Annotated in this window: 22 protein-coding genes; 12 read left to right on the forward strand and 10 right to left on the reverse strand. The window is 63.2% G+C overall.

Features of this window, described 5'->3' with window-relative positions:
- Window positions 1-89 precede the first annotated feature (89 nt).
- Together R4P47_RS19620 and xylB are read left to right on the forward strand one after the other, a co-directional pair.
- Complete coding sequence (locus R4P47_RS19620) at window positions 90-1,787, forward strand: SulP family inorganic anion transporter (protein WP_317785515.1); 1,698 nt, start codon at window positions 90-92, stop codon at window positions 1,785-1,787.
- Window positions 1,788-1,827: 40 nt separating this feature from the next.
- Window positions 1,828-3,228, forward strand: a complete 1,401-nt coding sequence (xylB, locus tag R4P47_RS19625; protein WP_317785516.1) for a xylulokinase — start codon at window positions 1,828-1,830, stop codon at window positions 3,226-3,228.
- Between the two features lie 37 nt (window positions 3,229-3,265).
- Here xylB and R4P47_RS19630 read toward each other — a convergent pair whose 3' ends face one another.
- The 7 genes from R4P47_RS19630 to R4P47_RS19660 all read right to left on the reverse strand — a co-directional run bounded on the left by R4P47_RS19630 (window position 3,266) and on the right by R4P47_RS19660 (window position 10,649).
- Window positions 3,266-4,339: an SDR family oxidoreductase gene (locus tag R4P47_RS19630; RefSeq protein ID WP_317785517.1), complete on the reverse strand. Its 1,074-nt coding sequence runs from the start codon at window positions 4,337-4,339 to the stop codon at window positions 3,266-3,268.
- A gap of 65 nt (window positions 4,340-4,404) precedes the next feature.
- A complete protein-coding gene (locus tag R4P47_RS19635; RefSeq protein ID WP_411567356.1) occupies window positions 4,405-5,142 on the reverse strand; it encodes a sulfite exporter TauE/SafE family protein in 738 nt (245 codons plus the stop codon).
- Complete coding sequence (locus R4P47_RS19640) at window positions 5,142-6,137, reverse strand: ABC transporter ATP-binding protein (RefSeq protein ID WP_269595178.1); 996 nt, start codon at window positions 6,135-6,137, stop codon at window positions 5,142-5,144. Before R4P47_RS19640 ends, R4P47_RS19635 begins: the two co-directional genes overlap by 1 nt.
- A complete protein-coding gene (locus tag R4P47_RS19645) occupies window positions 6,130-7,149 on the reverse strand; it encodes an ABC transporter ATP-binding protein (RefSeq protein ID WP_269595177.1) in 1,020 nt (339 codons plus the stop codon). The genes R4P47_RS19640 and R4P47_RS19645 overlap by 8 nt, the downstream gene beginning before the upstream one ends.
- Window positions 7,146-8,132: an ABC transporter permease gene (locus tag R4P47_RS19650; protein WP_269595176.1), complete on the reverse strand. Its 987-nt coding sequence runs from the start codon at window positions 8,130-8,132 to the stop codon at window positions 7,146-7,148. Before R4P47_RS19650 ends, R4P47_RS19645 begins: the two co-directional genes overlap by 4 nt.
- 8 nt (window positions 8,133-8,140) lie before the next feature.
- Window positions 8,141-9,070 (reverse strand): ABC transporter permease, encoded by a 930-nt coding sequence (locus tag R4P47_RS19655; protein ID WP_269595175.1) that lies wholly within the window; start codon window positions 9,068-9,070, stop codon window positions 8,141-8,143.
- 1 nt (window position 9,071) lies between these two features.
- The gene (locus R4P47_RS19660; RefSeq protein WP_269595174.1) at window positions 9,072-10,649 is read right to left on the reverse strand and encodes an ABC transporter substrate-binding protein; all 1,578 of its coding nucleotides are present in this window, start codon (window positions 10,647-10,649) and stop codon (window positions 9,072-9,074) included.
- Window positions 10,650-10,988: 339 nt separating this feature from the next.
- On the opposite strand from R4P47_RS19660, the gene R4P47_RS19665 reads away from it, so the two are divergent.
- Window positions 10,989-11,984 carry a 2-hydroxyacid dehydrogenase gene (locus R4P47_RS19665; protein ID WP_269595173.1) on the forward strand — a complete coding sequence of 332 codons (996 nt, stop codon included), beginning with the start codon at window positions 10,989-10,991 and terminating at the stop codon, window positions 11,982-11,984.
- Complete coding sequence (locus tag R4P47_RS19670; RefSeq protein ID WP_269595172.1) at window positions 11,981-12,376, forward strand: universal stress protein; 396 nt, start codon at window positions 11,981-11,983, stop codon at window positions 12,374-12,376. The genes R4P47_RS19665 and R4P47_RS19670 overlap by 4 nt, the downstream gene beginning before the upstream one ends.
- Before the next feature lie 7 nt (window positions 12,377-12,383).
- Here the strand turns inward: R4P47_RS19670 and R4P47_RS19675 are convergent, their stop codons facing one another.
- Both R4P47_RS19675 and R4P47_RS19680 read right to left on the reverse strand, forming a co-directional pair.
- Entirely contained in the window at window positions 12,384-12,560 is a 177-nt protein-coding gene (locus R4P47_RS19675; RefSeq protein WP_188078738.1) for a hypothetical protein, read from the reverse strand.
- Between the two features lie 701 nt (window positions 12,561-13,261).
- Window positions 13,262-14,404: a hypothetical protein gene (locus R4P47_RS19680; protein WP_287454789.1), complete on the reverse strand. Its 1,143-nt coding sequence runs from the start codon at window positions 14,402-14,404 to the stop codon at window positions 13,262-13,264.
- A 173-nt stretch (window positions 14,405-14,577) separates the two neighbouring features.
- Between R4P47_RS19680 and R4P47_RS19685 the strand changes: the two genes are divergently transcribed.
- From R4P47_RS19685 to R4P47_RS19710, 7 genes are all read left to right on the forward strand, one after another.
- Window positions 14,578-16,068: a site-specific integrase gene (locus R4P47_RS19685; protein ID WP_235386888.1), complete on the forward strand. Its 1,491-nt coding sequence runs from the start codon at window positions 14,578-14,580 to the stop codon at window positions 16,066-16,068.
- Window positions 16,069-16,304: 236 nt separating this feature from the next.
- On the forward strand, window positions 16,305-17,861 hold the full coding sequence (locus R4P47_RS19690; protein WP_052683786.1) for a hypothetical protein: 1,557 nt from the start codon (window positions 16,305-16,307) through the stop codon (window positions 17,859-17,861).
- On the forward strand, window positions 17,858-20,035 hold the full coding sequence (locus tag R4P47_RS19695) for a hypothetical protein (protein ID WP_052683785.1): 2,178 nt from the start codon (window positions 17,858-17,860) through the stop codon (window positions 20,033-20,035). The genes R4P47_RS19690 and R4P47_RS19695 overlap by 4 nt, the downstream gene beginning before the upstream one ends.
- The gene (locus R4P47_RS19700; RefSeq protein ID WP_287454774.1) at window positions 20,017-20,403 is read left to right on the forward strand and encodes a hypothetical protein; all 387 of its coding nucleotides are present in this window, start codon (window positions 20,017-20,019) and stop codon (window positions 20,401-20,403) included. The genes R4P47_RS19695 and R4P47_RS19700 overlap by 19 nt, the downstream gene beginning before the upstream one ends.
- A gap of 139 nt (window positions 20,404-20,542) precedes the next feature.
- Window positions 20,543-20,941 (forward strand): GNAT family N-acetyltransferase, encoded by a 399-nt coding sequence (locus R4P47_RS25140; RefSeq protein WP_045196664.1) that lies wholly within the window; start codon window positions 20,543-20,545, stop codon window positions 20,939-20,941.
- 125 nt (window positions 20,942-21,066) lie between these two features.
- Window positions 21,067-21,699, forward strand: coding sequence for a class I SAM-dependent methyltransferase (locus tag R4P47_RS19705; RefSeq protein ID WP_235386886.1), 633 nt, complete (start codon window positions 21,067-21,069; stop codon window positions 21,697-21,699).
- Between the two features lie 321 nt (window positions 21,700-22,020).
- Entirely contained in the window at window positions 22,021-22,185 is a 165-nt protein-coding gene (locus R4P47_RS19710; RefSeq protein ID WP_156399697.1) for a hypothetical protein, read from the forward strand.
- A 141-nt stretch (window positions 22,186-22,326) separates the two neighbouring features.
- Here the strand turns inward: R4P47_RS19710 and R4P47_RS19715 are convergent, their stop codons facing one another.
- A complete protein-coding gene (locus tag R4P47_RS19715; protein WP_317785518.1) occupies window positions 22,327-23,220 on the reverse strand; it encodes a LysR substrate-binding domain-containing protein in 894 nt (297 codons plus the stop codon).
- Between the two features lie 153 nt (window positions 23,221-23,373).
- On the opposite strand from R4P47_RS19715, the gene R4P47_RS19720 reads away from it, so the two are divergent.
- Complete coding sequence (locus R4P47_RS19720) at window positions 23,374-24,882, forward strand: SulP family inorganic anion transporter (protein WP_269595170.1); 1,509 nt, start codon at window positions 23,374-23,376, stop codon at window positions 24,880-24,882.
- Window positions 24,883-24,893: the final 11 nt, after the last annotated feature.

Below are 24,893 nucleotides of genomic sequence, written 5' to 3' on the forward strand. Positions count from 1 at the left end.
CTGGCTCACGTCCCTGTTCACTTGATTTATTACTTGCTAAACTTAGCAAGTAGCTAGATCAGGATCGATGAGTTCTCAGAAAGCGTCACATGTCCGAACCGACGAAACCTTCCCGCACGACCGACGCCGTCAGGGCTGTGACCGCGCTGCTGCCCAGGTGGAGCGAGTGGAAACCGGCCTTCCGCGCACCCGGTGCGGATCTGCTGGCCGGTCTGATCGTGGCCCTGGTCGCGTTGCCTCTGGCGCTCGGCTTCGGCGTCAGCACCGGGCTGGGTGCGGCAGCGGGTCTGACCACGGCGATCATCGCGGGAGTCGTCGCCGCGGTGTTCGGTGGATCCAGATTTCAGGTGTCCGGGCCGACCGGCGCCATGACGGTGGTGCTCGTGCCGATCGTCGCCGAGTACGGGCCGACCGGAGTGCTCGCCGTCGGGCTGATGGCCGGAATCATTCTGCTGGCGCTCGCCGGTGCAGGCGTCGGACGAGCCGTCCGGTACATGCCGGCACCCGTCATCGAGGGGTTCACCGCAGGCATCGCCGTCGTCATTGCGCTGCAACAGGTTCCGTCGGCCCTGGGTATCACCGACGCCGAGGGCGAGAAGGTCTGGCAGTCCGCGTTCGACGCGGTGCGCTCGTTCGTCTCGAATGCGAGCGTTCTGACGCCCACCGTGGCCGTCACGGTCGCGATCGTCATGCTGGTCGGCGGCCGCTTGGCTCCGAAAATCCCGTTCTCCCTTGTTGCGGTCGCCGGAGCAACGGTGGTCACTCAGTTGTTCGACCTCGACATCGCCCGCATCGGCACCATTCCGTCGTCGTTGTCCGCCCCGAGCCTGAGCTTCTTCCACCTCGGTGACGTGACGGCGTTGTTGGCACCGGCGTTCGCCGTCGCTGCGCTGGCTGCACTGGAATCGCTGCTGTCCGCGACCGCGGCAGACTCGATGGGCGTCGGCGCGCGGCACAATCCCGATCGCGAACTGTTCGGGCAGGGACTCGCCAATATCGCCGCGCCGTTGTTCGGCGGTATTCCCGCCACCGGTGCCATCGCCCGTACTGCCGTCAACGTTCGGTCCGGAGCGCGCACCAGGCTCGCCGCGCTCACCCACGCGGTGATCCTCGCCGCCATCATGTATTCCGCCGCGGGCTTGGTGGCCGACATTCCCCTCGCGGCTCTGGCCGGGGTTCTCTTGGCGACGACCGTGCGCATGGTCGAAACAGCCTCCATCCGAGCAATTTCCCGCGCCGGTCGCGGCGACACCGTGGTGATGGCGTCGACCTTTCTCGTCACGGTTCTGTTCGATCTGGTGACGGCCGTGGCGGTCGGCGTCGGGTTCGCTGCGGTGCTGGCACTGCGCGCCGTCGCGCGTTCGGCCACGGTCGAGCAGGTACCGCTCGATGCACTCGACGCGGTCTCGAAGGAAGAAGAAGGTCTGCTGCGTGAGCACATCGTCGCCTACCGCATCGACGGTGCACTGTTCTTCGGAGCTGCGCACAGCTTTCTGCTCGAGCTCGCCGACGTGTCGGACGTGAAAGTGGTGATCCTGCGCATGTCGCGAGTGACCACCATCGATGCCACCGGAGCTCTGGTCCTCAAGGACACGATCACCGAACTCGAACATCGCCGCATCACCGTCCTCATCTCCGCAGCCAAACCCGAACACCTGCGTCCGCTGACGGCGCTGGGCGTGTTCACCACCAAGGACGACGAAGCGCGCCGTGTTTTCGAGACCACGCCGCAGGCCATCGCCTACGCGCGCACGTTGGTGACCGAGGCAACCGCGCCTCGCGGGTAGGGTCGTAGATCACACTTGCGTAGGAAAGGACCCGCTCACCGTGGCTCTCGTTGCCGGCATCGACTCCTCCACCCAATCGTGCAAAGTCTTCGTTCGTGACGCCGAGTCGGGGGAGTTGGTCCGCCAGGGGCGAGCCGCCCATCCCGACGGTACCGAGATCGACCCGCAGCGATGGAAAGATGCGCTCGACGAGGCGATCGCTGCCGCAGGCGGACTCGACGACGTGGACGCGGTGTCGGTGGGCGCGCAGCAGCACGGCATGGTCTGTCTCGACGACAACGGATCCGTGGTCCGTAAAGCCCTGCTGTGGAACGACACTCGATCGGCGCAGGCCGCGACGGACCTGGTGTCCGAGTTGGGCGAAAAAGAAGGCACCGACGGCGGGCAGGCCTGGGCCGACGCCGTCGGAGTGGTTCCGTTGGCTTCGATCACCGTCGCCAAGTTGCGATGGCTCGCCGACCACGAGCCCGAGAACGCCGATCGCACTGCGGCGGTGTGCCTTCCGCACGATTGGCTGAGCTGGCAGCTCGGCGGGGCATCAGGGCTCGACGCTCTGGCCACCGATCGAGGCGACGCCAGTGGCACCGGATACTTCTCCGCGGCCACTGACGAATATCGAACGGATCTGCTGCAGTTCGGTTTTCGGGGTCGTAACCCACTGCTGCCCCGCGTGGCCGCACCCAACGAGACCATCGGCCGCACTCGCAGCGGGGCACTGATCGGCCCGGGTACCGGAGACAACGCCGCGGCAGCCCTCGCCCTCGACGCTCAGCCCGGCGATGTGGTGGTCTCGATCGGCACGTCGGGTGTCGTATCTGCCGTGACCTCGGTTGCGGCCGCAGACGGTTCGGGTCTGGTCGCGGGATTCGCCGACGCCACCGGCCGGCAGTTGCCGTTGGTGTGCACCCTCAACGCGGCCCGGGTGCTCGATGCGACAGCGCGGATGCTGGGCGTCGATCACGACGAGTTGTCGCGGTTGGCGCTGTCGACGACGAGCGACGGTGTGGTGATGGTGCCGTACTTCGAGGGCGAGCGCACTCCCAATCGTCCCGATGCATCCGGTGCGATTCATGGTCTGCGACTGAACAATTCGACGCCGGGCCACCTCGCGCGAGCGGCCGTCGAGGGACTGCTGTGCGGTTTGGCCGACGGTATCGACCATCTGCGTTCGCAGGGGGTCGAGACGAAGCGGGTGCTGCTCATCGGCGGCGGTGCGAAGTCTGCGGCATTGCGCGAGTTGGCCCCGGCCATTCTCGGCGTTCCGGTGATCGTGCCCGAGCCGGGTGAATACGTCGCCGACGGTGCCGCGCGCCAGGCGGCGTGGACACTGGCCGGGACCAGCGAGCCGCCGACCTGGGCGCAGGCAAAGTCGAAGACATACGAGGCCGACCCGACCCCGGCGGTGCGGGAGCGCTACGCGCAGGTGAGCGGAAACTCGTAGCAGGCTACGAGTTTCCGTGCACGTGCGGCGCAGCCGCTCAAGGAATCAGGCGCGCGTCTCGGTAGCGCTGGATCACCGAGGCAATGGCGTCCGGGGTGGATCGGAAGCCCAGGAATCCGGCCTTCTTCGACTTGTTCATGTCGGTCAGGCATTCCATGTCGCGACCGAGGTCGCCGTCGGTGTGCCACCACGACGCGAGGCGTGAGACGTCGCGTTCGACCAGATCGTGCTTCTCGGCGATGCGCTTCCACGTTGCGGCCGCGTTGGACATGCGGGGTTCGAGTGGACGCGGTTCGCTGTCGTAGCCCTCGGGCTCGACGCCGAAGTGCGCGGCGAACTGCGGCCACAGCCAGCGCCAGCGGAAGACGTCACCGTTGGCGATGTTGAACGCCTCGTTGTGTGCGTTGTCGTCGGTTGCGGCCCACACCATCTGCTCGGCGAGCAGGTCCGCGTCGGTGAGGTCGGTGAGGCCGTTCCACTGTGTCTCGGAACCGGGGAAGACGAACTTCTCGCCGAGCTCCTTGCAGATTGCTGCGTACACGGACAGCGTCAACATCATGTTCATCGCGTTGCCGACCGCGAATCCGGAGATGGTGTGCGCGCGGTGCACGCTCCATCCGAATCCGAACTTCTCGGCACCGGCGAACAATTCGTCTTCCTGCGCGTAGTAGAAGTTGGGAGTGTCGAGGCGATCCTCGGTCTCGTGGAACGGCGTCTCGGCCATCACTGCCTCGCCGTAGGCATCGAACGGCCCGAGGTAGTGCTTGAGTCCGGTCATCAGCGCGACGTGCTTCACCGAGTCGAGGGGGCCGAGCACGTTCAGCACGTTGCGTAGCGTCGCCGAGTTGACCTCGATGTTCTCCTGCTCGGAGTCCTTCTTCATCCATGCGGTGAAGAACACGACCTCGGGGCGGACGTCGTTCAGCGCCTCCTCGAGCGAGGCCGGGTCGAGCAGATCGGCGGCCACACCGATGACGCCGTCGACCGGAGTGCTGCCACTACGGCTGAGTCCGTACGTGTCCCAGCCTGCGTCGAGAGCAACGCGGCACAAGGCTTGTCCGGAGATGCCGGTGGCACCGACGATCAATGCGCGGGTGTTGTTCGTAGTCATCGACACCGACTACCCGATCGACGCGTTCCGACACGAGATGGCGATTCAACTCACTATTTCGTGAGTTAGGCGAGCGCCGACACCTGCTGGACAACGAGCACGAGCGCGCCGACGGCGGAGACGCTGATCGCGACGATGCGCAGGCGTCGACGGTCGAGCACGCGGTTGACGAGACGGGATAGCAAAAATCCGAGAACGGTCGCCGGGGCCAGGAACACGAACAGCGTGGCGGTATGGGCATCCACCGCGCCGGCGACCGCGAGTACCGCCAGCGAGATGATCGAGCCGACGAGAAAGAAGCAACTCATGGTGCTGCGCAGTTCGGCTCCGGTGTTGCGTTGCCACACCAGTGCCATCGGGGGTCCGCCGATCGAGGTGGCCGTTCCCAGAATTCCCGACGCGGCCCCGGCTACCACCAGATTTCGTCTGTGCGGCAACGGGACCCAACCGAAGGATGTCAGTGCGACGCCGCCCAGCACCACCAGCGCGAGCAGGATGGCCAGTCCGCGCTCGGGCAACAGCACGAGCAGTAGTGCGCCCACCACCGAACCGGGTAGCCGACCGGCCAGCGCCCACCCTGCACCCGAGAGGTTCAGGGCAGTGCGATCACGAATCAGAACGAGCACACTGACGACCACGGCCAGCATGATGAGCGTCGCCGGGATCAGGCCGGGGTCCACGATCGCCACGATGGGCGCGGCGAGCATGCCCATCCCGAATCCGATGGACGCCTGCATCGCCGATGCGAAGAAGATGGCCAGGGCGACGACGAAGAATCCGGTGACGCTCAGGTGTGTCGCCATCACGTCCCGGCGGCGACGAGGCCGAGATTGCCTGCGACGAGGGGATAGTGACATTCGGCGATGTGATCGGCCTCGTCCGCGTCGAGCGCCACCGGGGGTGCCTCACTGGCACACAGGTCGGTCGCCTTCCAGCAGCGCGTGCGGAAACGGCATCCCGACGGCGGATTCAGCGGCGACGGTACCTCGCCCTTCAGCAGGATCTTCGTCCCGCGGTTCGACGCGTCGAGAGTGGGTGCGGCCGACATCAACGCCGCGGTGTAGGGGTGGGCGGGCCGATCGAATACTGCCTCGGTGGCTCCGGATTCGACGATGCGTCCCAGGTACATCACCGCAACACGGTCGGCGACGTGTCGCACCACCGACAGATCGTGCGAGATGAACACGTAGGAGATGCCGAGTTGCTTCTGCAGATCGTTGAGCAGGTTGAGCACCTGCGCCTGTACCGAGAGATCGAGTGCAGAGACCGGCTCGTCGCAGATGATCACGTCGGGGTTCAGCGCGAGCGCCCGCGCGATGCCGAGGCGTTGGCGTTGACCACCGGAGAACTCCTGCGGGAAGCGGTTCTCGTCGCTCGGGCGCAGGCCCACCAGGTGCAGCAGTTCGCGGACCCGTGCCGAGCGATCGCGGCGAGTCTTGTACAGGCCCTTGTGGGTTCGCCACGGCTCGCCGATGATATCGCCTGCCGTCATGCGTGAGTTCAGGGAACCGTACGGGTCCTGGAACACCATCTGCACGCGTCGACGCCACGCGAGGAGTTCCTTGCCGCGCAGCGCGAACGGATCGATGCCGTCGAAGGCGACCGTGCCCGAGTCGGGTCGTTCGAGCATCATCAGGGTGCGCGCGAGAGTGGATTTGCCGCAACCGGATTCGCCCACCAGCCCCAGGGTCTCACCGCGTCGCAGATCCAGGTCGATGGCGTCGAGGGCACGGAGCTTGCCGCGGCCGACGTCGAAGGTCTTGTTCAGACCGCGCACGGTCAACAGTTGCTCAGACATGGCTGGTTACCTCGTTCGGGAAGTGGCAGGCCGACATTCGGCCGGTACCGACGGATTCGAGCGGCGGGCGAGCACTGATGCAGATGTCGCGGGCCAGGGGGCAGCGGGCCTGGTACACACACCCGTCGGGAATGGAATGCAGGTCCGGTGGCGTGCCGCCGATCGACTTGAGATCCTCACCGCGGACGGCGTGGACGGGCACCGAGTCGAGCAGTCCCTTTGTGTATGGATGGCGCGGTTCACTGAACACCTCGGACACCGGTCCGGTCTCCACCACGTTGCCCGCATACATGATGGCGACCCGATCGGCCTCCTCGGCGACCAGCGCGAGGTCGTGGGTGATCAGCACGACGGCCATGTCGTGTTCGGTACGTAATTCCTTGAGCAGAGCCATGATCTGGGCCTGGACCGTCACGTCGAGCGCGGTGGTGGGTTCGTCGGCCAGCAGTACCGACGGACTCAGTGCCACGGCCATGGCGATCAGCAGACGTTGGCGCATACCGCCGGAGAACTGGTGTGGGTACGAGTCGGCTCGCGACTCCGGTTCCGGGATACCGACCCGGGTCATCAGCGCGATGGCTTCCGCGCGTGCTTGTTTGGCGGACATACCCCGGTGAATCCGAAATGGTTCGGCCAGTTGGGTTCCGACGGTGTAGACGGGATTGAGGGCTGTCAGGGCGTCCTGGAAGACGATGGCCAGTTCTGTGGCGGCAATGGTGCGCCGCACTTTGGTCTTGGCGGTGACCAGGTCCACCTCACCCATTTCCACCGAGCCGCCGGTGATGTCGGCGATCGGCTCGAGCAATCCGACGATGGCCTGTGCCGTCATGGACTTGCCGCAGCCGGATTCACCGAGCAGAGCCAGGGTTTCACCGCGTCGGGCGGTGAAGGTGACGTTGTCGACGGCGCGAATGACGCCCGACGGAGTCCGCAGATCGACGGTCAGTCCGCGAACGTCGAGGGCGACGCTGCCGGTGTCGGGTCGCTGGGGTGCGGTTGCCGGTGCGCTCATGAGACGACCTTTCGTGCGGGGATCAGGCGAGACCGCTTGGAGCGGGGAACGTTGAGCCGCCACCGCTGCGCCGGATCGGTGGCGATGCGGGCCCAGGCAGCGAGCACGGTGGCCGAGACGGTCGTCAGCACGATGGCCAGACCGGGGAAGAACGAGAGCCACCAGGCGGTCTGCAGGTAGGTGCGGCCCTGCGAGACCATCAGTCCCCACGAGACGTCGGGCGGCTGAATGCCGATGCCCAGGAAGCTCAGTGACGATTCGGCGAGAATTACGAAGCAGAAGTCCAGGGTCGCGACGGTGAGCAGGGTCGGCAGCAGAATCGGGGCCACATGCCGTCTGATCACCGATCCGCTCTTCGCACCGAAGGTGCGGGCGGCGTCGACGAACAACCGACTCTGCAGTTCGGCGGACTCGGCGCGGGCGGTACGTAGGTAGATCGGAATGCGCGTAACAGTGAGGACCAGAACGATGTTCGCGGCACTGGGCGAGAAGACGTAGAGCACCACGACGGCCATCAGCAGCGACGGGAAGCTGAGGATCACGTCGGCGACGCGCATGGCCGCGGTCTCACGCCAACCGCGATGGAAGCCGGCCCACATGCCGATGAACGAGCCGATGATCGCCGAGAGGATCACGGCCGGAATGGCCACCGAGAGTGTGGTTCTGCTGGCCACGATCAGCCGGGCCAGCATGCTGCGTCCCAGCGGATCCGTGCCGAGGATGTTCATCCACCCGGTGTCGAGGGTGAACGGCGGCAGATTCGAGCGGTCCAGATCCTGATCGGTGGCAGCGTCGCCGACGAGCATCGGGCCGAAGATCGCGGTGAGGAAGACCAGTACCAAGATCGCGGCGGCGACGGTGGCGACCCTGTCTCGCAGCAGCAGCTTCCACAGCGGAGCCGACGCCTTGCGGGCTTCCACCGGAACCGACGGCGGAACATCCTCGGGCTCGGATGTTTTCGGTGCTTCGAAGTCGAGTGACATGTTCTTACCTAGACCTTCACCTTGTCGCGAACCCGGGCGTCGAGCAGTGCGTAGCAGGCATCGATGACGATGTTGAGCACGAATATGCTCACCGCGGTCAACAACACGGCCGCCTGCAGAACAGCGAAATCTCTCTGCAGGATGGCGTCGATCATCAACTTTCCGATGCCGGGCCAGCCGAAGATGGCCTCGACGACCACCGCGCCGTTGACGAGCCCGACCATCAGGTCGCCGGCAACCGTGAGCGCCGGTGCAGCGGCGTTGCGTAGAGCGTGGTGGGTGACGACTCGAAGATCGCCTGCCCCTTTGCTTCTCGCGAGCCGGACGTACGGTGCCGACAGAGCCGAGACCATCGCGCCGCGAACCACCTGTGTCAGTACGCCGAGAGGGCGAATGAGCAGGGTGGCGATCGGCAGCACCCAGGAGAGCATTCCGCTGTCCACGCCCGAGGTGGGCAGCCAGCCGAACAGGATGGCGAAGACGTAGACGCCCATGATGGCGAACCAGAAATCGGGGATGGACGCGGCCGTCATCGACAGCAGGCTCGAGATGCGATCGGCCAGCGAATTCGGTCGGTAGGCAGCCCAGCACCCGATGACCACAGCACCCAGGATGGCGAGGAACATCGTCGCGAACGCCAACTGCAATGTTGCAGGGAAGGCCCGCAAAGCCATTGCTGCTGCGTCCTCGCCGGTGCGCAGCGACTGCCCGAAGTCCAGTTGAACGACGCCCCTGAAGTAGTCCATCAGTTGCGTCAGGACCGGCTGGTCGAAGCCGTTGGTGGCGCGGAACGCCTCGCGTTGCGCCTGGGTTGCAGACTCGGGCAGGTACAGGCTGGTGGGGTCGCCGGTGAGCCGAGCGAGGAAGAACACGCCCAGCAGAACGACGAACAGCGGGATCAGGCTGGTGTAGATCCGTCGGCGCAGGAATCTGAACATGTCAGGGCCTCTCGGTGTCGGCGCGGGTCATGGCGGCGAGATGCATTTCGTCGACCGTGGCCGAGTTGGGGGTGTAATCGACCGAGGATGCCTTGGCGAGCACCCCGTTCATGTGCGCGATGTAGGCCATCTGCATGATGTCCTTCGGTTCGTCGGCGAATACCTGCGCGTAGGCGGCCTGCCTGTCCTCGCCGGTGAGAGCCCCCGCGGCAGCGATCTTCCGGTCGAATTCAGCTGTGCCGTAGGCACTCTGGAATCCGTCACTGGTGAAGTACTGATCGACGGTGAACGCGGAGTCGCCGGCTTGATTGCCGTGCTGAATCACCAGCAGATACGGGCCGACGTCGGGGAACGGCCGCTCCTGGTACTCGGCGGTGCCTGCGGCGTCCATCATTTCGATCGTGACGTTCATGCCGATCTTGGACAGTGAGTTCTGGATGACCTCCACCGTCTCGTTGATCTTCGGGAACTGCCCGGTGCGTCCGATCAGGCGGATCTCGGTATCGACGGGTACGCCATCGGCCCGGGCCTCGTCGATCAGTGTGCGGGCCTGGTCCATGTCGTAGGGCCACGGTGTCAAGTCCTCGTTGAAGCCGACGACGCCCTCGGAGATCAATTGTTCTGCAGGGGAGCCGAGTCCACGGAACAGTGCCTTGACGATGCCCTCGCGATTGATGGCGTAGTTGATCGCCTGGCGTACGCGCATGTCGTCCAGGGGCGGTTGCATGGCCTGGATGCGCAGCGCCGTGGTTTCGTTGTTGGGGTACGCGACTCCCAGATCGCCTGCACCGTCCTCCGGTCCGACCGAGGTGGCGATCTCGGCCTCACCGTTGGTGACCATCGAGGCGCGAACGCTGCCCTCGCTGCGCCACTGGTACTCGGCCCTGGCGTACTCGGGCTTCGGGCCCCAGTAGGTTTCGTTGCGCACCAGCGAGAGCTTCTGGCCGTAATCCCAGCGCTCGATCGCGAACGGTCCCGTTCCGATCGGCTCGCGTACTCGCTCGGTGTAGCTCGAGGTGCGGGGCACCATCTCCACGAACGAGAGCCGAAGCGGCAGAATGGGATCGGGCTCGGGCGACTGCACGGTCAGCGTCATCGGGTCGACTGCGGTGACCACCAGGTTCGCGTCGCCGAACACGTACCCCTCGACGTTGCAGCCCAGTTCGGAATTGACGGTGCGATCGATCGAGAACGCGGCGTCCTCGGCCTCGAAGGGACTGCCGTCGCTGAACGTCACGCCGGGGTGGATGGTGAACGTCCATTCGGTGTCGGAGGTCTGCTCCCACGAATCGGCGAGCTTGGGCTCGAGATCGCCGGTGCTGGGGTTGCGTTCCATGAGCGGCTCGGTGATGTTCGAGCGCGTCACCACACCCACCGACGTGAGCGAGACGTCGCAGGCTTCGAGGGTCGGCGGCTCCTGCGGCAGAACGATGCGAAGAGTATCTGCGCGGGCGGCTCCGCCGTTGTTGGAGTTGGCGACGGTGCAGCCGCTCGCGACAAGTGAAAGTGACAGCGCGCCAACGACTATTGCGGCGACGCGGTGGGTCCGTCCCTGCTGCACGAAGAGTGCAGGGCTCATGGTGGCCTCCAGTGGGAAAAAGGATCCGCGTCTGCAAGTCGCAGCCGAATCTGTGACGGTAGACACACGGTATGAGCGGGCCGTATCCACCGTCAACCGGACGAAATCGACTTTTCGACCAGTTCTGTGGGTCACAGTGGCGGCTCCGCTGCGGTCCGAGTCACAGCATTGCTGGACTGACCAGGCAAGATGCATGTCGACCCCGACAGGGCTGCATCGGCGACGCGTCGTTCATGCCGTTTGGGTATCGGTCCATGTTATTTCCGTGTTGGACAGGTATTCGAAGGGCGGCATACCGTACAGGAAACGTGCACGCTCCACCATCTCGCGAGGAGAACCATGGTCACCGTCAGCTCGCAGAAAACCTCTGTGTCTCAATCCGATTCGCAACGAGGCGGTCGAGTTCTCCGAGTGGGACCGCTGAAGCCGTCGTTGATGGACACCCTGGTTACCGAGTACGACGCGCTGGAACTGCCCGAGGGCGACGATCGCGACGAGTTCCTGTCCGAGCACGGTGCGTCGATCTCTGCGGTGGTCACCTCCGGCCGCACCGGCGTCGATGCTGCGTTGATGGAACGGTTGCCGCAGCTCGGAGCCGTTGTGAACTTCGGCGTCGGCTACGACACCACCGACGTCGACGCGGCAGCCGAACGCGGCGTCGTCGTCAGCAACACCCCCGACGTGTTGACGGACTGTGTGGCCGACCTCGCCGTCGGTCTGGTGATCGACACCGTGCGCGGCCTGTCCTCGGCCGAGCGATTCGTGCGCGCCGGCCGCTGGCCCACCGAGGGCAACACGCCACTGACGCGTCAGGTCACCGGAAAGCGCGTCGGAATAATCGGACTGGGTCGCATCGGCTCGGCAATTGCCGATCGGCTCAACGGTTTTCGCTGCGAGATCTCGTACCACAATCGCAACGAGATAGACGGTTCGCCCTACGTTTACGCTGCCAGCCCGACAGCGCTCGCCGAGAACGTCGACGTACTGATCATCGCCGCATCCGGCGGTTCGGGGACTGCGCATCTGGTGGACCGCGCAGTGCTCGAAGCTCTGGGACCGCAGGGGTACTTGATCAACGTGGCCCGCGGGAGCGTCGTCGACGAGGAGGCCCTCATCGAGTTGCTCGCTGCGGGGAAGCTCGCCGGAGCCGGCCTGGACGTGTTCGCCCACGAACCGAACGTGCCCGACGCCCTGGTGGCCATGGACAGCGCGGTGCTGCTGCCGCACGTGGGCAGCGCAACGGTGGAGACGCGGGCCGCGATGGAAGCGCTCACGCTCGAGAACCTCGATCGCTTTCTTGCCGACGGCACCCTCGTCACGCCGGTGACGCGATGACCGTCGTCGTCGGCTACTCGCCGACCACCGAGGGAAAAGGCGCGCTGCCCTTCGCTTTTCGCGAGGCAAGCATGCGCGGGACGGACTTGATCGTCGTCGCCGAGGACAGCAGTGCATCCGACGCCGACTTCGGTGCGGCCGTCGAATCCGCCCGTGAGGAGGCGTCGGCCATCGGGGTGGCGACGAAAATTCACGACAACGAAGCGGGCCGCTCGCATGCCGACAATCTGATCGACCTGTCGTTCGAGGAGCAGACGCAACTGGTCGTCATCGGCATCAGGCGTCGATCACCCGTCGGAAAGCTGTTCATGGGCAGCATCTCTCAGCGCGTTCTGCTCGAGGCGCACTGCCCGGTGACGGCCGTCAAGCCGCCGGTGGGGACACAGCGTTGAGTGCGCTTCATCGGCGGGTCCTGCCGTGTCGAATCAACACCGCGATACCCAGTCCGATCAGGGTCAGAATCAATGGTGCAACTATCGCCATGTTCGAGCCGATCGCAGTGAACAAGATGAACGCCGCGAGAGCCGCGAGGAAGTACACAGCAGCGAAACGCGGTGTCCAGAAAACAGTGTCCATCGGGCCCTCCTGAGTGAGAAGCGATGTGGCGGCGTCCGAAACCTTTACCGGAAGCCGCACTGGTAAATCCTAAGTCAAAGTAACGACCGTCCGCCACCCCTGTCATGCAGACGATCCATCTATCCAAGAATCTCGCGTAGCGGTCTCTCGAACCTCAGAGGTGCTCGAGCTGGTAGGTCGATTTCGTGTCGGTGGGTCGGGCGACAGTTTTCATACCCACGGGGGAGAGTGTGGGTATCCGGCGATCTAAGGCCAACCACTCGGCAAGGTCCACCCACGATGTCTCGGCCCCACCTGGAAGGAACCTGGCAGGTGCCAGCACAAGCCTGGATCACCCTCATCGTCGGTTTGATTGCCGTCGTCGGCGTGGTGGGAACCGTCAGCCAGCGCACTCGGGCGGACAACCGTTCTCAATCCTGGCTTCACTAGTCCGTTGGACACGTGTCCGGAGTATTTCTGCGAAGTGCTCTCGTCTCGCAAAGTGCTTCGTGGCGCGGATGAGGTTGAAGGCGCGCCAACACCAGGCAGGTCGCGCTGAGGCAGAACCCCCGACGAAGGTGCGAGAAGGGGTGTCTCAAGGTCTGGGTGGAATTGTTCGTTGATTGCGTGACCGCGATGGACGTGGTCGCCTGTGAAGGCATCGAGGTCGGCGGTCCGACTATCGGGCACCTGCCAATGGAATTGGCAGGTGCCTCAATGCTTTAAACAATCTCGTCCAGCCATCTGTCGATGACGCGCTTGAGGACATCGGGTCGAAGGCGCTTGACCTCTTCGATTTCGGTAACCCTTTTTCTGACCTTCGCAACCCACTCGGACGGGAAATTGAACGGCAATCGTTCGGAAGTGCGTGGCGTCCGTACCGGGGTTTTGCTTAGCTCCTCGGTCGGAAATAGGTCGAGCAAAGACATCATCTGGCGCGGGGTGGGTGCGAGCGGTTGCCCGGCGACTCCCCACTTCAGAATGGAGTTTCCGGCGCTTTCCACACACAAGCCGTCTTTGTGCGCGAAGTCGTGCCGGATTTGAGAGAGCTCGTAGAAGAACTCCGACTTCACATCGTTCCTGTCCCAACCGTGGCCTTCGGCGTCAGTTCCGTGTGCGGTCGCAAGTCTTTCCCGATACACGTCTTCCCACATCGCAGCGATGGTGCCGAACCATTGGCCATATGCCATCCGGTACAGGGGTGGAGGTGTGCCACCGCTGAACATCTCAGCAAAAGCGGCGGCTTCGTTTCCGGGTGTCATGATGGAAGGGGGAGCGGTCATCAGGCTCGATAACATCGACATGGGAACTGCACCATCAGTATTTGTGCTCTGCAGCTTCATTGTCGGCACATTCAGGTGGTCACCGACGGCCTTGCCGTTGTCCTTTGATTCACGCCACTCAACGATTTTCGTCGACAGCGCGTGGCACGCGGTCAGTGTGAGCAGCAGCGCGACCCGGTAGCTCTCGGCGAATTCGGCGATCACTTCGTCGACCGTTTGCACGCGTAGGGAGGGGTCCCCATCCAGGGTTGTCGCAACCGATCCAGCGGCAGCTCGTAGCTCATCCAATGCGTCGCGCAGCTCACCGTTCGTTTTAGGGAGGTTAGGTTTGCCCAGTGAATCGAACTTGTGCAGAGCCGCCGCCAGCGGAGCGATGGCTAGCGCGATGTGTCCCGCGGGCGCATCGCCGTCGAGAGCTTCGATCTGGTCCGCGAACACGCCTTGGAGCGTTCCTACGATAGTGGCCATGTTTATCCGTGCGTCGCGGTCGACGGGTAGGCCGCCCGTCAGCATTTGATCCGTGGTCGAGTGCACGGAGCGGGCGTTCGCGAGCCAGCGTTCGCGACGGTCGTGGAGTGCCATTCCCACAGGATAGACACTGCGCATGTGACGGGATCCGTGTTCGAGGACTGGTGAAGTTCTGTTCGGACAGTCGGTCCGCGTGTCTGGCGCAGGTCGCTTTACGGTCGGTAATACCCTGCAGGTATGAGGCAAGGTCTGGACCGAGCGCAACTCAATATCGGTTGAGGTGAATCGTGGCGGTCGGCTGGTTCGTGAGATTCTACGATTTCAGCCGCCCGTTAGTTCGAGTTGACGTCGCGGGGATCGCCTTCGACGATGTACTCGCACTAGCCAAAGCCAACGGGGCCAGACATGGAACGCCTTACTTTCTGAGTCCAGGGGGCAGGGCAGATGGCCGACTCAACGCTTTTTGGCGCTCGCCGGTGCTTTGGGGCGCAGCAGATAGCACAGTCCGTCGCTACGCCCTCAGCATCAAAGTCTGGTTGGACTTCCTACACGCCGTGGACGTCGAATGGACCGCGGCCACCTCGAACGACCTCGCAGTGTTCAAGAACTGGCGGATGTCAGTAGAAAGCAATCCGGATCCTGTATCTGCCAACACATTCCGGTTGGACCTGGCTGCCGTGCGGAAGCTGTATCTGTGGGCTGCAGACGAGTGCGGCGTGGCGAATCCCGTGCGGAGCCATGTGCTGTCGGGCGGCTACCGAGGCGAAACTCGGCTGGACGCCACGCCTTCGGATATCCGCACGTCAGACGTCAAATGGATGACTCCTTCGGCATTTCGGCAATGGCGCACCATCGGTTTGAGCGGATACACGCGCGACGGCCAGCAGCGTGAACGGTGGGTTGGACGCACAGAGGACCGCGACGTCGCGTACGCAGACGGGCTCTACGGTGCCGGGCTGCGGATGGGGGAGTGGGCCAGCGTGCTCACGTCCGAAATTCCCGGGGTCTCGACGGAGCGACTACTGCGTCTCAGGCTCGCATCGGCCTGCGCAAAGTCCGGCGTCTCTCGTCCCTACTGGTTGCGGCGAGCGGTCTTACAGGCTGTTCGGTTCTACATCGAGGACGGTAGCCGTCAGGCGGTAGTGGCAGCAGCTCAGCGCAATGGACGGTACGACGTCGTCCCTAATAAATGGGTGGTCGATGAGATCGGTTCGAACGGCATCTTGCTGGCAACCGATCAGGACGGGGTGCGACGTCGGGTGAATGTGGACAGCGTGGGTCCTTCGTTGCGGAGTCGACTGTTCATCCGTACTCCGGCGGGATTGGAACCGATGATGTTGTTCCTCAATATGGATGGTCTTCCGCGACATAAAGCAGCTTGGTACAACACCTTTCGTGATGCGAACAGGCGAGCGGCAAAGGAGCTGGGTGACCGGTCCGGGAGGCTGTGGTGTCGCCCGCACATGCTGCGGCACAGCTTCGCGCTGCGGTGGTACTGCATTGCGACCTTCGTCGCCTGGCAACGAACCGACATGCTCACCGTCGCCGAGCGCCGAGATTTCCGCAACCAGCTGGGCGACGTCTGGTTCTTGTTGGCGACGTTGCTCGGGCACCGAAGTGCGGAAACTACCAGGCAGGTCTATCTGGAGCCGTTTCAAGGGTTGCAGGTCGAACAGCTGGTGGCGCTGATGGACGCAGACGATCGGGACGCGCTGGAGCGGTTGGCCGGCGCTGTCGGTGCCGGGCATCCGCGTGTCATCGAGGGGATCGGGCCGTGACGGTGGGGAGGCCTGCTACGCCGCCTCCGGCGGGGTGGGTGGCACCATTTGTATGCGGTCCAGAGCTTCAGGTGCCGTTCATCAGTGAGGATGGGACGCAGCGCGCCGTCTTCGATTTCGATCGCCTGCCCTGTGACGTCAGGGTGCGAAAAGAACTGGCGACGTGCTTCACCGCCGTGAACGGGCCGTTGGGGACGAGCCGTCGCGTTAAAACTGCGCAATCTTATTGGGGCACAGTGCGGTTCGTCTCGAAGTGGCTGGCGAAGACGCGCCCGGGACTACGGTCGCTGAGCGAGTTGACCGCTGCGGACATCGAGATGATCTGCATGGCGCTGCGGTTGCCGAGTGGGGACAAACGTTGTTACGAGTTTCGGGTGCTTCTGCGTGCCGGCACGGTGCAGCTCCGACCGGGCGTCATCGACAGGTTCGCTCAGTTCGATAAAAAGGTTCGATCCGACCCCGCGCAGCCGTATTCCGACGTCGAGTTTCAGCGCATCACAACGGTATTGCGCGCGATGGTTCGGAACGCGAAAAGCCGGCTGCGTGAACATCGTCAGCTGGTCACGGACTACCGAGCCGGAAAATTCGATGATCTCGATCGAAACGAACCACGCGTGGTTCTTGCCGAGGTGCTCGACTACTGCATGCGGACCGGCTCACTTCCCCTGACCGGCATACGCACACCGAAGCGATCCGCCAGGGCGTGGCAGGCGTATCTCGTCGGCGGCAGCCGTCCCCTCCACACGCTGATTCACCTGACCGCTGGGGAAGCGTGGGCATTCGCGATGTTGCTGGCCGCGACCACCGGACACAACCGATCGGTCATCGAAGCCCTCCCTGCCCGTCACCATCTCGCGACCGCAGCGGACGAGCCTCAGATTGCCCTGGTCGAGATGAACAAACCCCGCAGAGGCCGGCGAGCTCGAATGACCGTTCCCCTGACCGGCGTGCCGCCTGAGCTACGTTCGCCCATGGCCGACCCCCGACCACCGCGCATTGCAGAGACGTCACTGACCAGTGCATACGGAGTGTTCACCCTCCTCCTCGACCTCACCGAGCCCGGCAGAGCAGTCTTGAACACCCAGTGCGCGTTCGTCTACTACAACCCAACCCCGCCCGCCCGGGGCGCGGTCGTATTGAGCGATGGACTGCCCGCCGACGGGGACCACCGCCGTTGCCATCCCCGCTGGCTTCGGCCCTGGCTGACCGGAAACGAACAGGACGACGCACTGCTCCTCGGGATTGGCTTCAACCGTATGCGCAAGACCTACCTGGAGCGGACCCGGACGCCGACCGCGCACACTCCAGCAACATTGGCCGGCTACCTCTCCCGGATGGACACTGTCCGCTTCGAGGGATTTCAGATCGTCCACGAAGCATTGGCCGAACAAGTCGAGTCGGCGCTTGCGCGCCGTGAGATGACACTCGAGCAGAATGCGATGGTCGCGGGCGACGATACGGCGTTGGGGGTATGCACCGACTTCACTCATTCACCTCTCGATGGTGGTCGGACATGCTCTCAAAACTTCCTCAGTTGTCTGGACTGTTCCAATGCCAGAGCGTTACCTCGGCATCTACCCATGCAGCTCGCCGTCCTCGACGCGCTGCGCGACCTCAGAGCCGCTCTGACAGCCCACCGATGGGCACTCGAATACGCCGGTCGTGTCGCGCAGATCGAGGACATGATCAGCGCATACGAGCCTGCACAAGTACGCGTGGCCCGCGAGAAGATCTCCGACGATGAGCGCCGCCTGGCTCTGCGATTACTGGACGGAGTGTTCGACACGCCATGAGTCGGCCAGCATCGGCATCTGCGCCCGAATTTCCCGTAATCGACGGCATTGCAGCAGTTCCCGATGCTCCCGTGTTCCACCGCAGGCCATTGCACGAAGTCGGGTCGATCGGTGCACCTCGGTTCGGTGACGATTTCTGGGACCTCACACCCGCGATGCATCTCAGACACCGGAAAGTGACCGTGAACTGGCTGGCATTTCCCGCCGAGTTCCGTGAACCGATGAAGCTTTACACCTTCGCGCTGATCAACGTCACAAACCGTTCCCCACGGCTCGTCGCCGCCAACAGCGGATTTCCATCCCTTCCGACGATCAAGCACGACCTGCAACACTTGCGACGTTTTGCCGGGTGGCTTGTCGGACGCGGCTATCACAGGTTCGATCAACTCCACGACGATGACCTCGACGACTACGCCAGGCTCGTACTTTCCAGAGAAGATACTTCGGCGAGGGTCAAACGCTCGTTGTTGTGCGCAGTCATGAGACTGCACGCATACCGGGAATACCTGCCAGAACACTGTCGACTGCAGGTCGTTCGTTCTTTGTGGGGAGCAGCCACCGCAGGTCAGATCGTAGGCGTTTCAAATGCAAGCAGATCGGAGAACGCAACATCTCGCATCACCCCGGATGTCATGGGAGCACTGCTGTCCGCCGCGCTCGTCACCATCGACGTCATCGGCCCTGACATAGTCGGTACCGCCATCACGGTATCGACCATGCGCCGAATTGCCCACGAAAGCATTGGCAGGCAACAGCCATCTCGATGGGGTAAGCCTGATCTGGCCGGCGCGACAGCGAGGTTCGAGACCCTACTTCCGGCGTTGCGGGAGGCGAAGATCCCTATACCTGGGATCGGAGGCAGCGCCCTCGGCATAGATGTCGAAGGCCTTGCGGTCGGCAGCTTCATGGACACGACAACCCTCAAGGGGATGGCCTCACTGATCTCCGACATTGCGCAACAACGGATCCCGACCACAGTGGACCTCCTGCGAGTAACAGACTTTTCAGAGATCACTGGCCACCGATGGCGGGATGAACCCGTCGGGGCCCGTGAGTTGCTCAAACTGATCGACCACGTCGTCGCAGCGTGTTTGGTACTCACCACCTACTTGTCGGGCATCAGGCCAGGGGAAGCGCTGAATCTCAGACGCGGTTGCATCAGCCGCTCGAAAACCCTCGAGCTCGTATTCCTCTCGGGCACCCAAGAGAAAACCCAACCCGGTCGCCGCGAACGCTCACCTGCGACCATTCCGTGGGTTGTCACCGAGCACGTCGGCAGGGCCATCGCTCTCCTGGAACAACTGGCTCCAGGAGAACTACTGTTCCCCTACGCCGGGAGATACACGCCAGATGCGTTTCAGCACTCCAGTTCTCGTGTTATGTCCGCCAGTCGTGCAAACCAGCGAGTGCGTGCTTTTGTCGAGTGGTTCAACACCGACATTGCCGGGACAGTCGGACACGAGCAGATAGCCGCCGACCCCCATGGGCCGATCACGCTGTCTCGATTTCGCCGTACATTGGCCTGGCACATCGTCCGCCGACCGGGTGGACTCATTGCCGGAGCAATTCAGTACGGGCATCTGCGAACTCAGATCACCCAAGGTTATGCCGGTCAGGCTGATGCAGGATTCAACGACGATGTCGGATTTGAGGAGTTCTTGCTGCGCTGCGAGACCATCCATGCGGACCACCAACGACTACAATCTGGCGAACAAGTTTCCGGCCCAGCGGCCAGCAGTTACATCGGCAGGGTCACCGCTGCCCGAGAATTCCTCGGGCACAGCGTGAGTTCCCCAGCGCAAGCACGGGCGTTACTCGCCAACGAAACCCTGCAGATTCATCACGGAGCGTTCCTCACCTGCGTCTACCGAGCTGAGACAGCAGCGTGTCGAGATGCGGCCCAAAGCGATACCGCTCCGGTCTGGCGGAAATGCAAGCCCAGCTGTCGCAACATCGCTCGAACGGACCAGGACATCGATGCTCTCGAAGCGCACAACGATGATTTGATCAGCGACCCGCTCCAGCTGCATCTACCGCTTCCGCTGCGGGCGCGTCTCAACGAACGCACAACGTCGAACTCGGCGATCATCTCCGACCATCGAGGCACGGCGACATCAGCATCCAATCTGCACAAACATCAACCACAGGCGGAAACGTGGACAAGCGAGTTCTGATTCAGAAAGCAATCGCAAACCTCATCTCGGGGAACCCGACCTGCTCAGACGGCAAGCTTACGGTCAGCAACCTGGCGAAGGAAGCAGGTTTGCACCGGCAGAGGCTCTACGACGAGTTCCCTGACCTGGTCGAACACTTTAGAACGCAAGCGGGGTCATTCGCCCCGGTCGGTGTCCAAAAGCAGCTGCAACTCGCAGAATCAGCCATCGAGCAACTCGGCAAACGTAATGACGAACTTGTCCAGCAGATTAAGGAACGCGAACTGCGAATAGAAGTCCTTTCTGCTCTCGTCGTCGAACTGACCCTCCAGCAGGAGCAGCTCAATCTGGTGTATCTGCGTCCGAATCAGGCTGGGCGACATCCCTAGGCGCATCACCTGAAGCTTCCCTGGACGGCCGACTTCGCTATCGATCCTTGGCACGACCTGTCTCACACGTCTCCCAGAAACCAGTACTTCATCGCGGCAAACGTTTTGCGAGGTAGCGCATATTTCTAAGCTGTTCGACATGGCCATTGATTTCCGAGTCCGACCTCCCGTCGACGACGATGAGCTGTCGCGACTGCATCACGATGCGTTCGGCGGGGTCTACGAGTTTGTGCCGTGGAGATCTCGGCTGGAGAGGCACAGCAAGTCATGGATTTGTGCCTTCGATAGTGGGGAGCTCTGCGGGTTCGTGCACGCAGCATGGGACGGAGGCAAGCACGCGTTCCTGCTCGACACCGCGGTTGCTACACGATGGCGACACCAAGCAATCGGGACCCAGCTCGTCTCCTACATCGTTTCCGATTTACGAACCACCGATGTCGAGTGGCTACACGTCGACTACGAGGCACAACTCGACGAATTTTACTCAATTGCATGTGGATTCGATTCAACTTCCGCTGGGATACTACGACTGAAGTGACCGAGTCGACGAGATTCACACCACGGATTCGCGAGCACTATTCTGGGTTGTCCCCGCCTGCTAACCAGACTGCCAGCTCTCCGGTGGCGGCAAGCCGAAATCTCGACTACAGGAAAGCGCCGTACGTGACACTTGAACCTGATAGCGACCCGAGCCACGAAGAGCGTCCATGGAACATCAACATTCACTACGACGGATTGCTCGACTCCTTGGTTTCTTCCGACGCGCACGATGTCCTCGACGTCGGATGCGGTGACGGGTTCCTGGCCGCCCGCTTGGCCAGGCGTATTGCGCGGGTAACTGCCTTGGACGTCGATGAACCGGTGCTGCAACGCGCCGAGGCGCGGTTCCCGGACGTCCCTGTTCGGTGGATGAACGGTGACGTCGCGATCGTAGATCTGCCCGAACACAGCTTCGACGCAGTGGTTTCCAATGCCACCCTTCACCACCTAGGCGATACCCGCGCCGCGCTCCGCCGGTTGTCCGCGTTGGTGCGTCCCGGCGGGACTCTTGCTCTGGTGACCTTCGTCAAACCATCAGCGCGCGAAGCCCCGTATTGGTTTGCCACATGGGTTTCCACCGCAGTTGTCAAACGGTTGCGGGGCAGTTGGAGGCATACCGCACCCGTCAGCTGGCCTCCCCCGGAGACCCTCCGACAACTTCGTAATAACACCCACGCCGCTCTTCCCGATGCCCAAGTACGTCGACTCCTCTACAACCGCATCCTTATCACCTGGCGAGCAAGTCCAAGCAGCTGACTATAAGTACCTGCCCGCGGGCCGCGCAGCACACGACAGCCGATCCTGGGTGATCTTTGATAGCTCCCCGGACACAACTGTCCAACAGTGAACCTGGCAACGCATCACCTGGTGCCTCGAGAGGACCGTCAGCGAGAACGACGACGAAGCCGCACTCGGCTGGAAAGTGTTCGGCACCGTTGCCACGACTCCGTTCATCGCGCGCACCGATCGCGACACGCTGCAGGCGATCGCAGATCTCACCGTGAAGCCACAGGACGACCTGGCGGAACCTGCCGAAACCGGCGACAATGAAAACGACACAGAGACGGAGGACTCCCGATGACCACCACCGAGAACCGCCCCGCGGGCCGTGGACGCTCGATGAAGGTCCGGTCCGCAGCCGCCGAAGCATCCATCAAGCTCCGCGAGTACGACAATAAGCCCGTCCCGCAATGGCTCCGTGACGTCGCAGCTGGCAAAGACACCAAGCCGCCCAAAGATTGAGCAACCCACGAACCCGACAAGGCCCGCTCCCAACCAGGTGCGGGCCTTCGTTGGCTTTCGAGGCGCGCCGTATTCACACGAGCACTCGACCGAGACCGGCTTCGGGCACTGTCAAACCACGGCTCGATCAGCAGGAAAAAATCACGACCACTCCCGCGTCGGCAGCACATCGGTCATGAAGCGGTGCAGTGCCGGGTTGTCGTTGTCCACTCGCCAGGCGGCGTCCAACTCGACGGGGCGTTCCTTGACCGTCCGAACCGGCCGGAACACAACACCTTCCGGCCGCATGGTCGATGCCGACTCCGGTACCAGTGCCAATCCGATTCCGGAACGAACGAGCACCAGCATCGTGTGCACCTGGGTCACGTACTGCACGTAGCGCGGAGACACCCCGACGATGGTGAAAGTACTGATCAGCAGTTCGTGGAAGTACCGCGCGTCGACCGGTGAATACATGATGATCGGCTGCTCGTCGAAGTCCTCCACCGACAGTTCGCTCTTCTCGGCCAGTGGATGAGTGTCGGGCATCGCCGCGATCAACGACTCGTGCAGCACCGGCCGCGACGCGATGCCCGGACGCTTGAGCGGTGGCCTGGCCAACCCGAGATCGATATCGCCGACGGCCAACGACTCCATCTGCACCGCCGAGACCATCTCGCGTAGAACGAGTTTCACGTCGGGCAACTTCTCGCGTGCGGCGTCGAGCAGCTGCGGCAGCACCGCATGCGCCGATGCGCCGGTGAATCCGACGACGACGGTCCCCAGATCGCCGGTGGGGACGCGTCGCACCGTCAGTAGTGCGCCCTCGGCGAGGTCGAGGATGCGTCGGGCCTCGGGTAGGAAGGCCAGGCCTGCTGCCGTCAGGGTCACCGATCGGCTGGTGCGGTCGATCAGCTGTACCCCGACTTCGCTTTCGAGCTGTTGAATCTGCCTGCTCAGCGGCGGCTGCGTCATGTGCAGACGCTCGGCAGCGCGGCCGAAGTGCAGTTCCTCGGCGACGGCGATGAAGCAGGACAACCTGTTGAGCGAGATCATCGATTCATTCCTTGCATCGCGCTGGCGGTTTCGGCATGCCTTGTCATATCAATCTAGCGGAGAGTCGACAGCGCGACGAGTAGCAACCTTCCCTCCGGTAAGAGTAGAGTCGCCCGCGCAGGACGTCCCCTGCACTCATCGAATGGAGCCGTCGTGTCTCGAGCTGCCCAGGTGCCTGCCACCGCCGTCGAAGACGTCTCGGTGCTGGGTGCATTGCGCTCGCCGAAGCGGCTGAAGACCGAAGTGCTCGCAGGCCTGGTCGTGGCGCTGGCGTTGATTCCGGAGGCCATTTCGTTCTCGATCATCGCCGGCGTGGATCCGCGCGTCGGGCTGTTCGCGTCGTTCACGATGGCCGTCACCATCTCCATCGTCGGGGGCCGGCCGGCAATGATCTCCGCGGCCACCGGAGCGATTGCCCTGGTCGTCGCTCCCTTGGCACGCGAGTACGGCCTCGACTATCTGATCGCAGCAGTGATTCTCGGCGGAGTGCTGCAGGTCGTGCTCAGCGTTCTCGGTGTCGCCAAGTTGATGCGATTCATTCCGCGCAGCGTCATGGTCGGATTCGTCAACGCGCTGGCGATCTTGATCTTCAGCTCCCAGGTGCCGTACCTGATCGGGGTGCCGTGGTTGGTCTACCCGATGGTCGCCGTGGGCCTGCTCATCATGTTCTTCCTGCCCAAGCTGACGACCATCGTGCCGGCACCGCTGATCGCGATCGTGATACTCACCGGCGTCACACTCGTCTTCGCGTTGGCAGTTCCGGATGTGGGCGACGAGGGTGAACTGCCGTCCTCGCTGCCGTCGTTCCTGATTCCGGACGTGCCGTTCACGTTCGACACACTGTCGATCATCGCGCCGTTCGCACTGGCGATCGCGCTCGTCGGCCTGCTGGAGTCTCTGATGACGGCCAAGCTCGTCGACGACATCACCGATTCGCATTCCGACAAGACCCGCGAGGGTTGGGGCCAGGGCGTGGCGAATCTGGTCACCGGCTTCACCGGCGGCATGGGCGGTTGCGCGATGATCGGCCAGACCATGATCAACGTCAAGGTCTCCGGTGCGCGTACGCGGATCTCGACATTCTTGGCCGGAGTCTTCCTGCTGATCCTGGTCGTCGGCCTCGGCGACATCGTCGCGCTCATTCCGATGGCCGCACTCGTCGCGGTGATGATCATGGTCTCCATCGGCACCTTCGACTGGCACAGCATTCACCCGAAGACGTTGCGGCGCATGCCCAAGAGCGAGACCCTCGTCATGGTCGCCACGGTCGCAGTCACCGTCGTGACCCACAACCTCGCCTACGGCGTGTTGGTCGGTGTGGTCACCGCGATGGTGTTGTTCGCTCGACGGGTCGCGCATCTGACCGAGGTGGTCGATGTGGCTCATCCCGACGAGGACACCCGGGTGTACGCGGTGAAGGGTGAGTTGTTCTTCGCGTCGAGCAACGATCTGATCTATCAGTTCGACTACGTGGGAGATCCGAAGAACGTCGTCATCGACATGTCCGAGTCGCACATCTGGGACGCGTCGACCGTGGCGACCCTCGATGCCATCACCACCAAGTACGCCGCGAAGGGCAAGACGGTGGAGATCGTCGGCCTGAACGCGTCGTCGATCGAGCGGCACGACCGCCTCAGTGGAAACCTCGGTGCCGAACACTGACTAGGGTGGGC

This window comes from Rhodococcus sp. IEGM 1370 (genome assembly GCF_033142325.1).
GTDB lineage: Bacteria > Actinomycetota > Actinomycetes > Mycobacteriales > Mycobacteriaceae > Rhodococcoides.

Excerpts from the sequence above, each read along its gene's own strand:
- R4P47_RS19675 (WP_188078738.1), bottom strand. The coding sequence starts at position 12,560 with ATGGACACTGTTTTCTGGACACCGCGTTTCGCTGCTGTGTACTTCCTC.
- R4P47_RS19650 (WP_269595176.1), bottom strand. The coding sequence starts at position 8,132 with ATGTCACTCGACTTCGAAGCACCGAAAACATCCGAGCCCGAGGATGTT.
- R4P47_RS19660 (WP_269595174.1), bottom strand. The coding sequence starts at position 10,649 with ATGAGCCCTGCACTCTTCGTGCAGCAGGGACGGACCCACCGCGTCGCC.
- R4P47_RS19670 (WP_269595172.1), top strand. The coding sequence starts at position 11,981 with ATGACCGTCGTCGTCGGCTACTCGCCGACCACCGAGGGAAAAGGCGCG.
- R4P47_RS25140 (WP_045196664.1), top strand. The coding sequence starts at position 20,543 with ATGGCCATTGATTTCCGAGTCCGACCTCCCGTCGACGACGATGAGCTG.
- R4P47_RS19710 (WP_156399697.1), top strand. The coding sequence starts at position 22,021 with ATGACCACCACCGAGAACCGCCCCGCGGGCCGTGGACGCTCGATGAAG.
- R4P47_RS19665 (WP_269595173.1), top strand. The coding sequence starts at position 10,989 with ATGGTCACCGTCAGCTCGCAGAAAACCTCTGTGTCTCAATCCGATTCG.
- R4P47_RS19715 (WP_317785518.1), bottom strand. The coding sequence starts at position 23,220 with ATGATCTCGCTCAACAGGTTGTCCTGCTTCATCGCCGTCGCCGAGGAA.
- R4P47_RS19620 (WP_317785515.1), top strand. The coding sequence starts at position 90 with ATGTCCGAACCGACGAAACCTTCCCGCACGACCGACGCCGTCAGGGCT.
- R4P47_RS19640 (WP_269595178.1), bottom strand. The coding sequence starts at position 6,137 with ATGTCTGAGCAACTGTTGACCGTGCGCGGTCTGAACAAGACCTTCGAC.
- R4P47_RS19655 (WP_269595175.1), bottom strand. The coding sequence starts at position 9,070 with ATGTTCAGATTCCTGCGCCGACGGATCTACACCAGCCTGATCCCGCTG.
- R4P47_RS19680 (WP_287454789.1), bottom strand. The coding sequence starts at position 14,404 with ATGGCACTCCACGACCGTCGCGAACGCTGGCTCGCGAACGCCCGCTCC.
- R4P47_RS19630 (WP_317785517.1), bottom strand. The coding sequence starts at position 4,339 with ATGACTACGAACAACACCCGCGCATTGATCGTCGGTGCCACCGGCATC.
- R4P47_RS19695 (WP_052683785.1), top strand. The coding sequence starts at position 17,858 with ATGAGTCGGCCAGCATCGGCATCTGCGCCCGAATTTCCCGTAATCGAC.
- R4P47_RS19645 (WP_269595177.1), bottom strand. The coding sequence starts at position 7,149 with ATGAGCGCACCGGCAACCGCACCCCAGCGACCCGACACCGGCAGCGTC.
- R4P47_RS19635 (WP_411567356.1), bottom strand. The coding sequence starts at position 5,142 with ATGGCGACACACCTGAGCGTCACCGGATTCTTCGTCGTCGCCCTGGCC.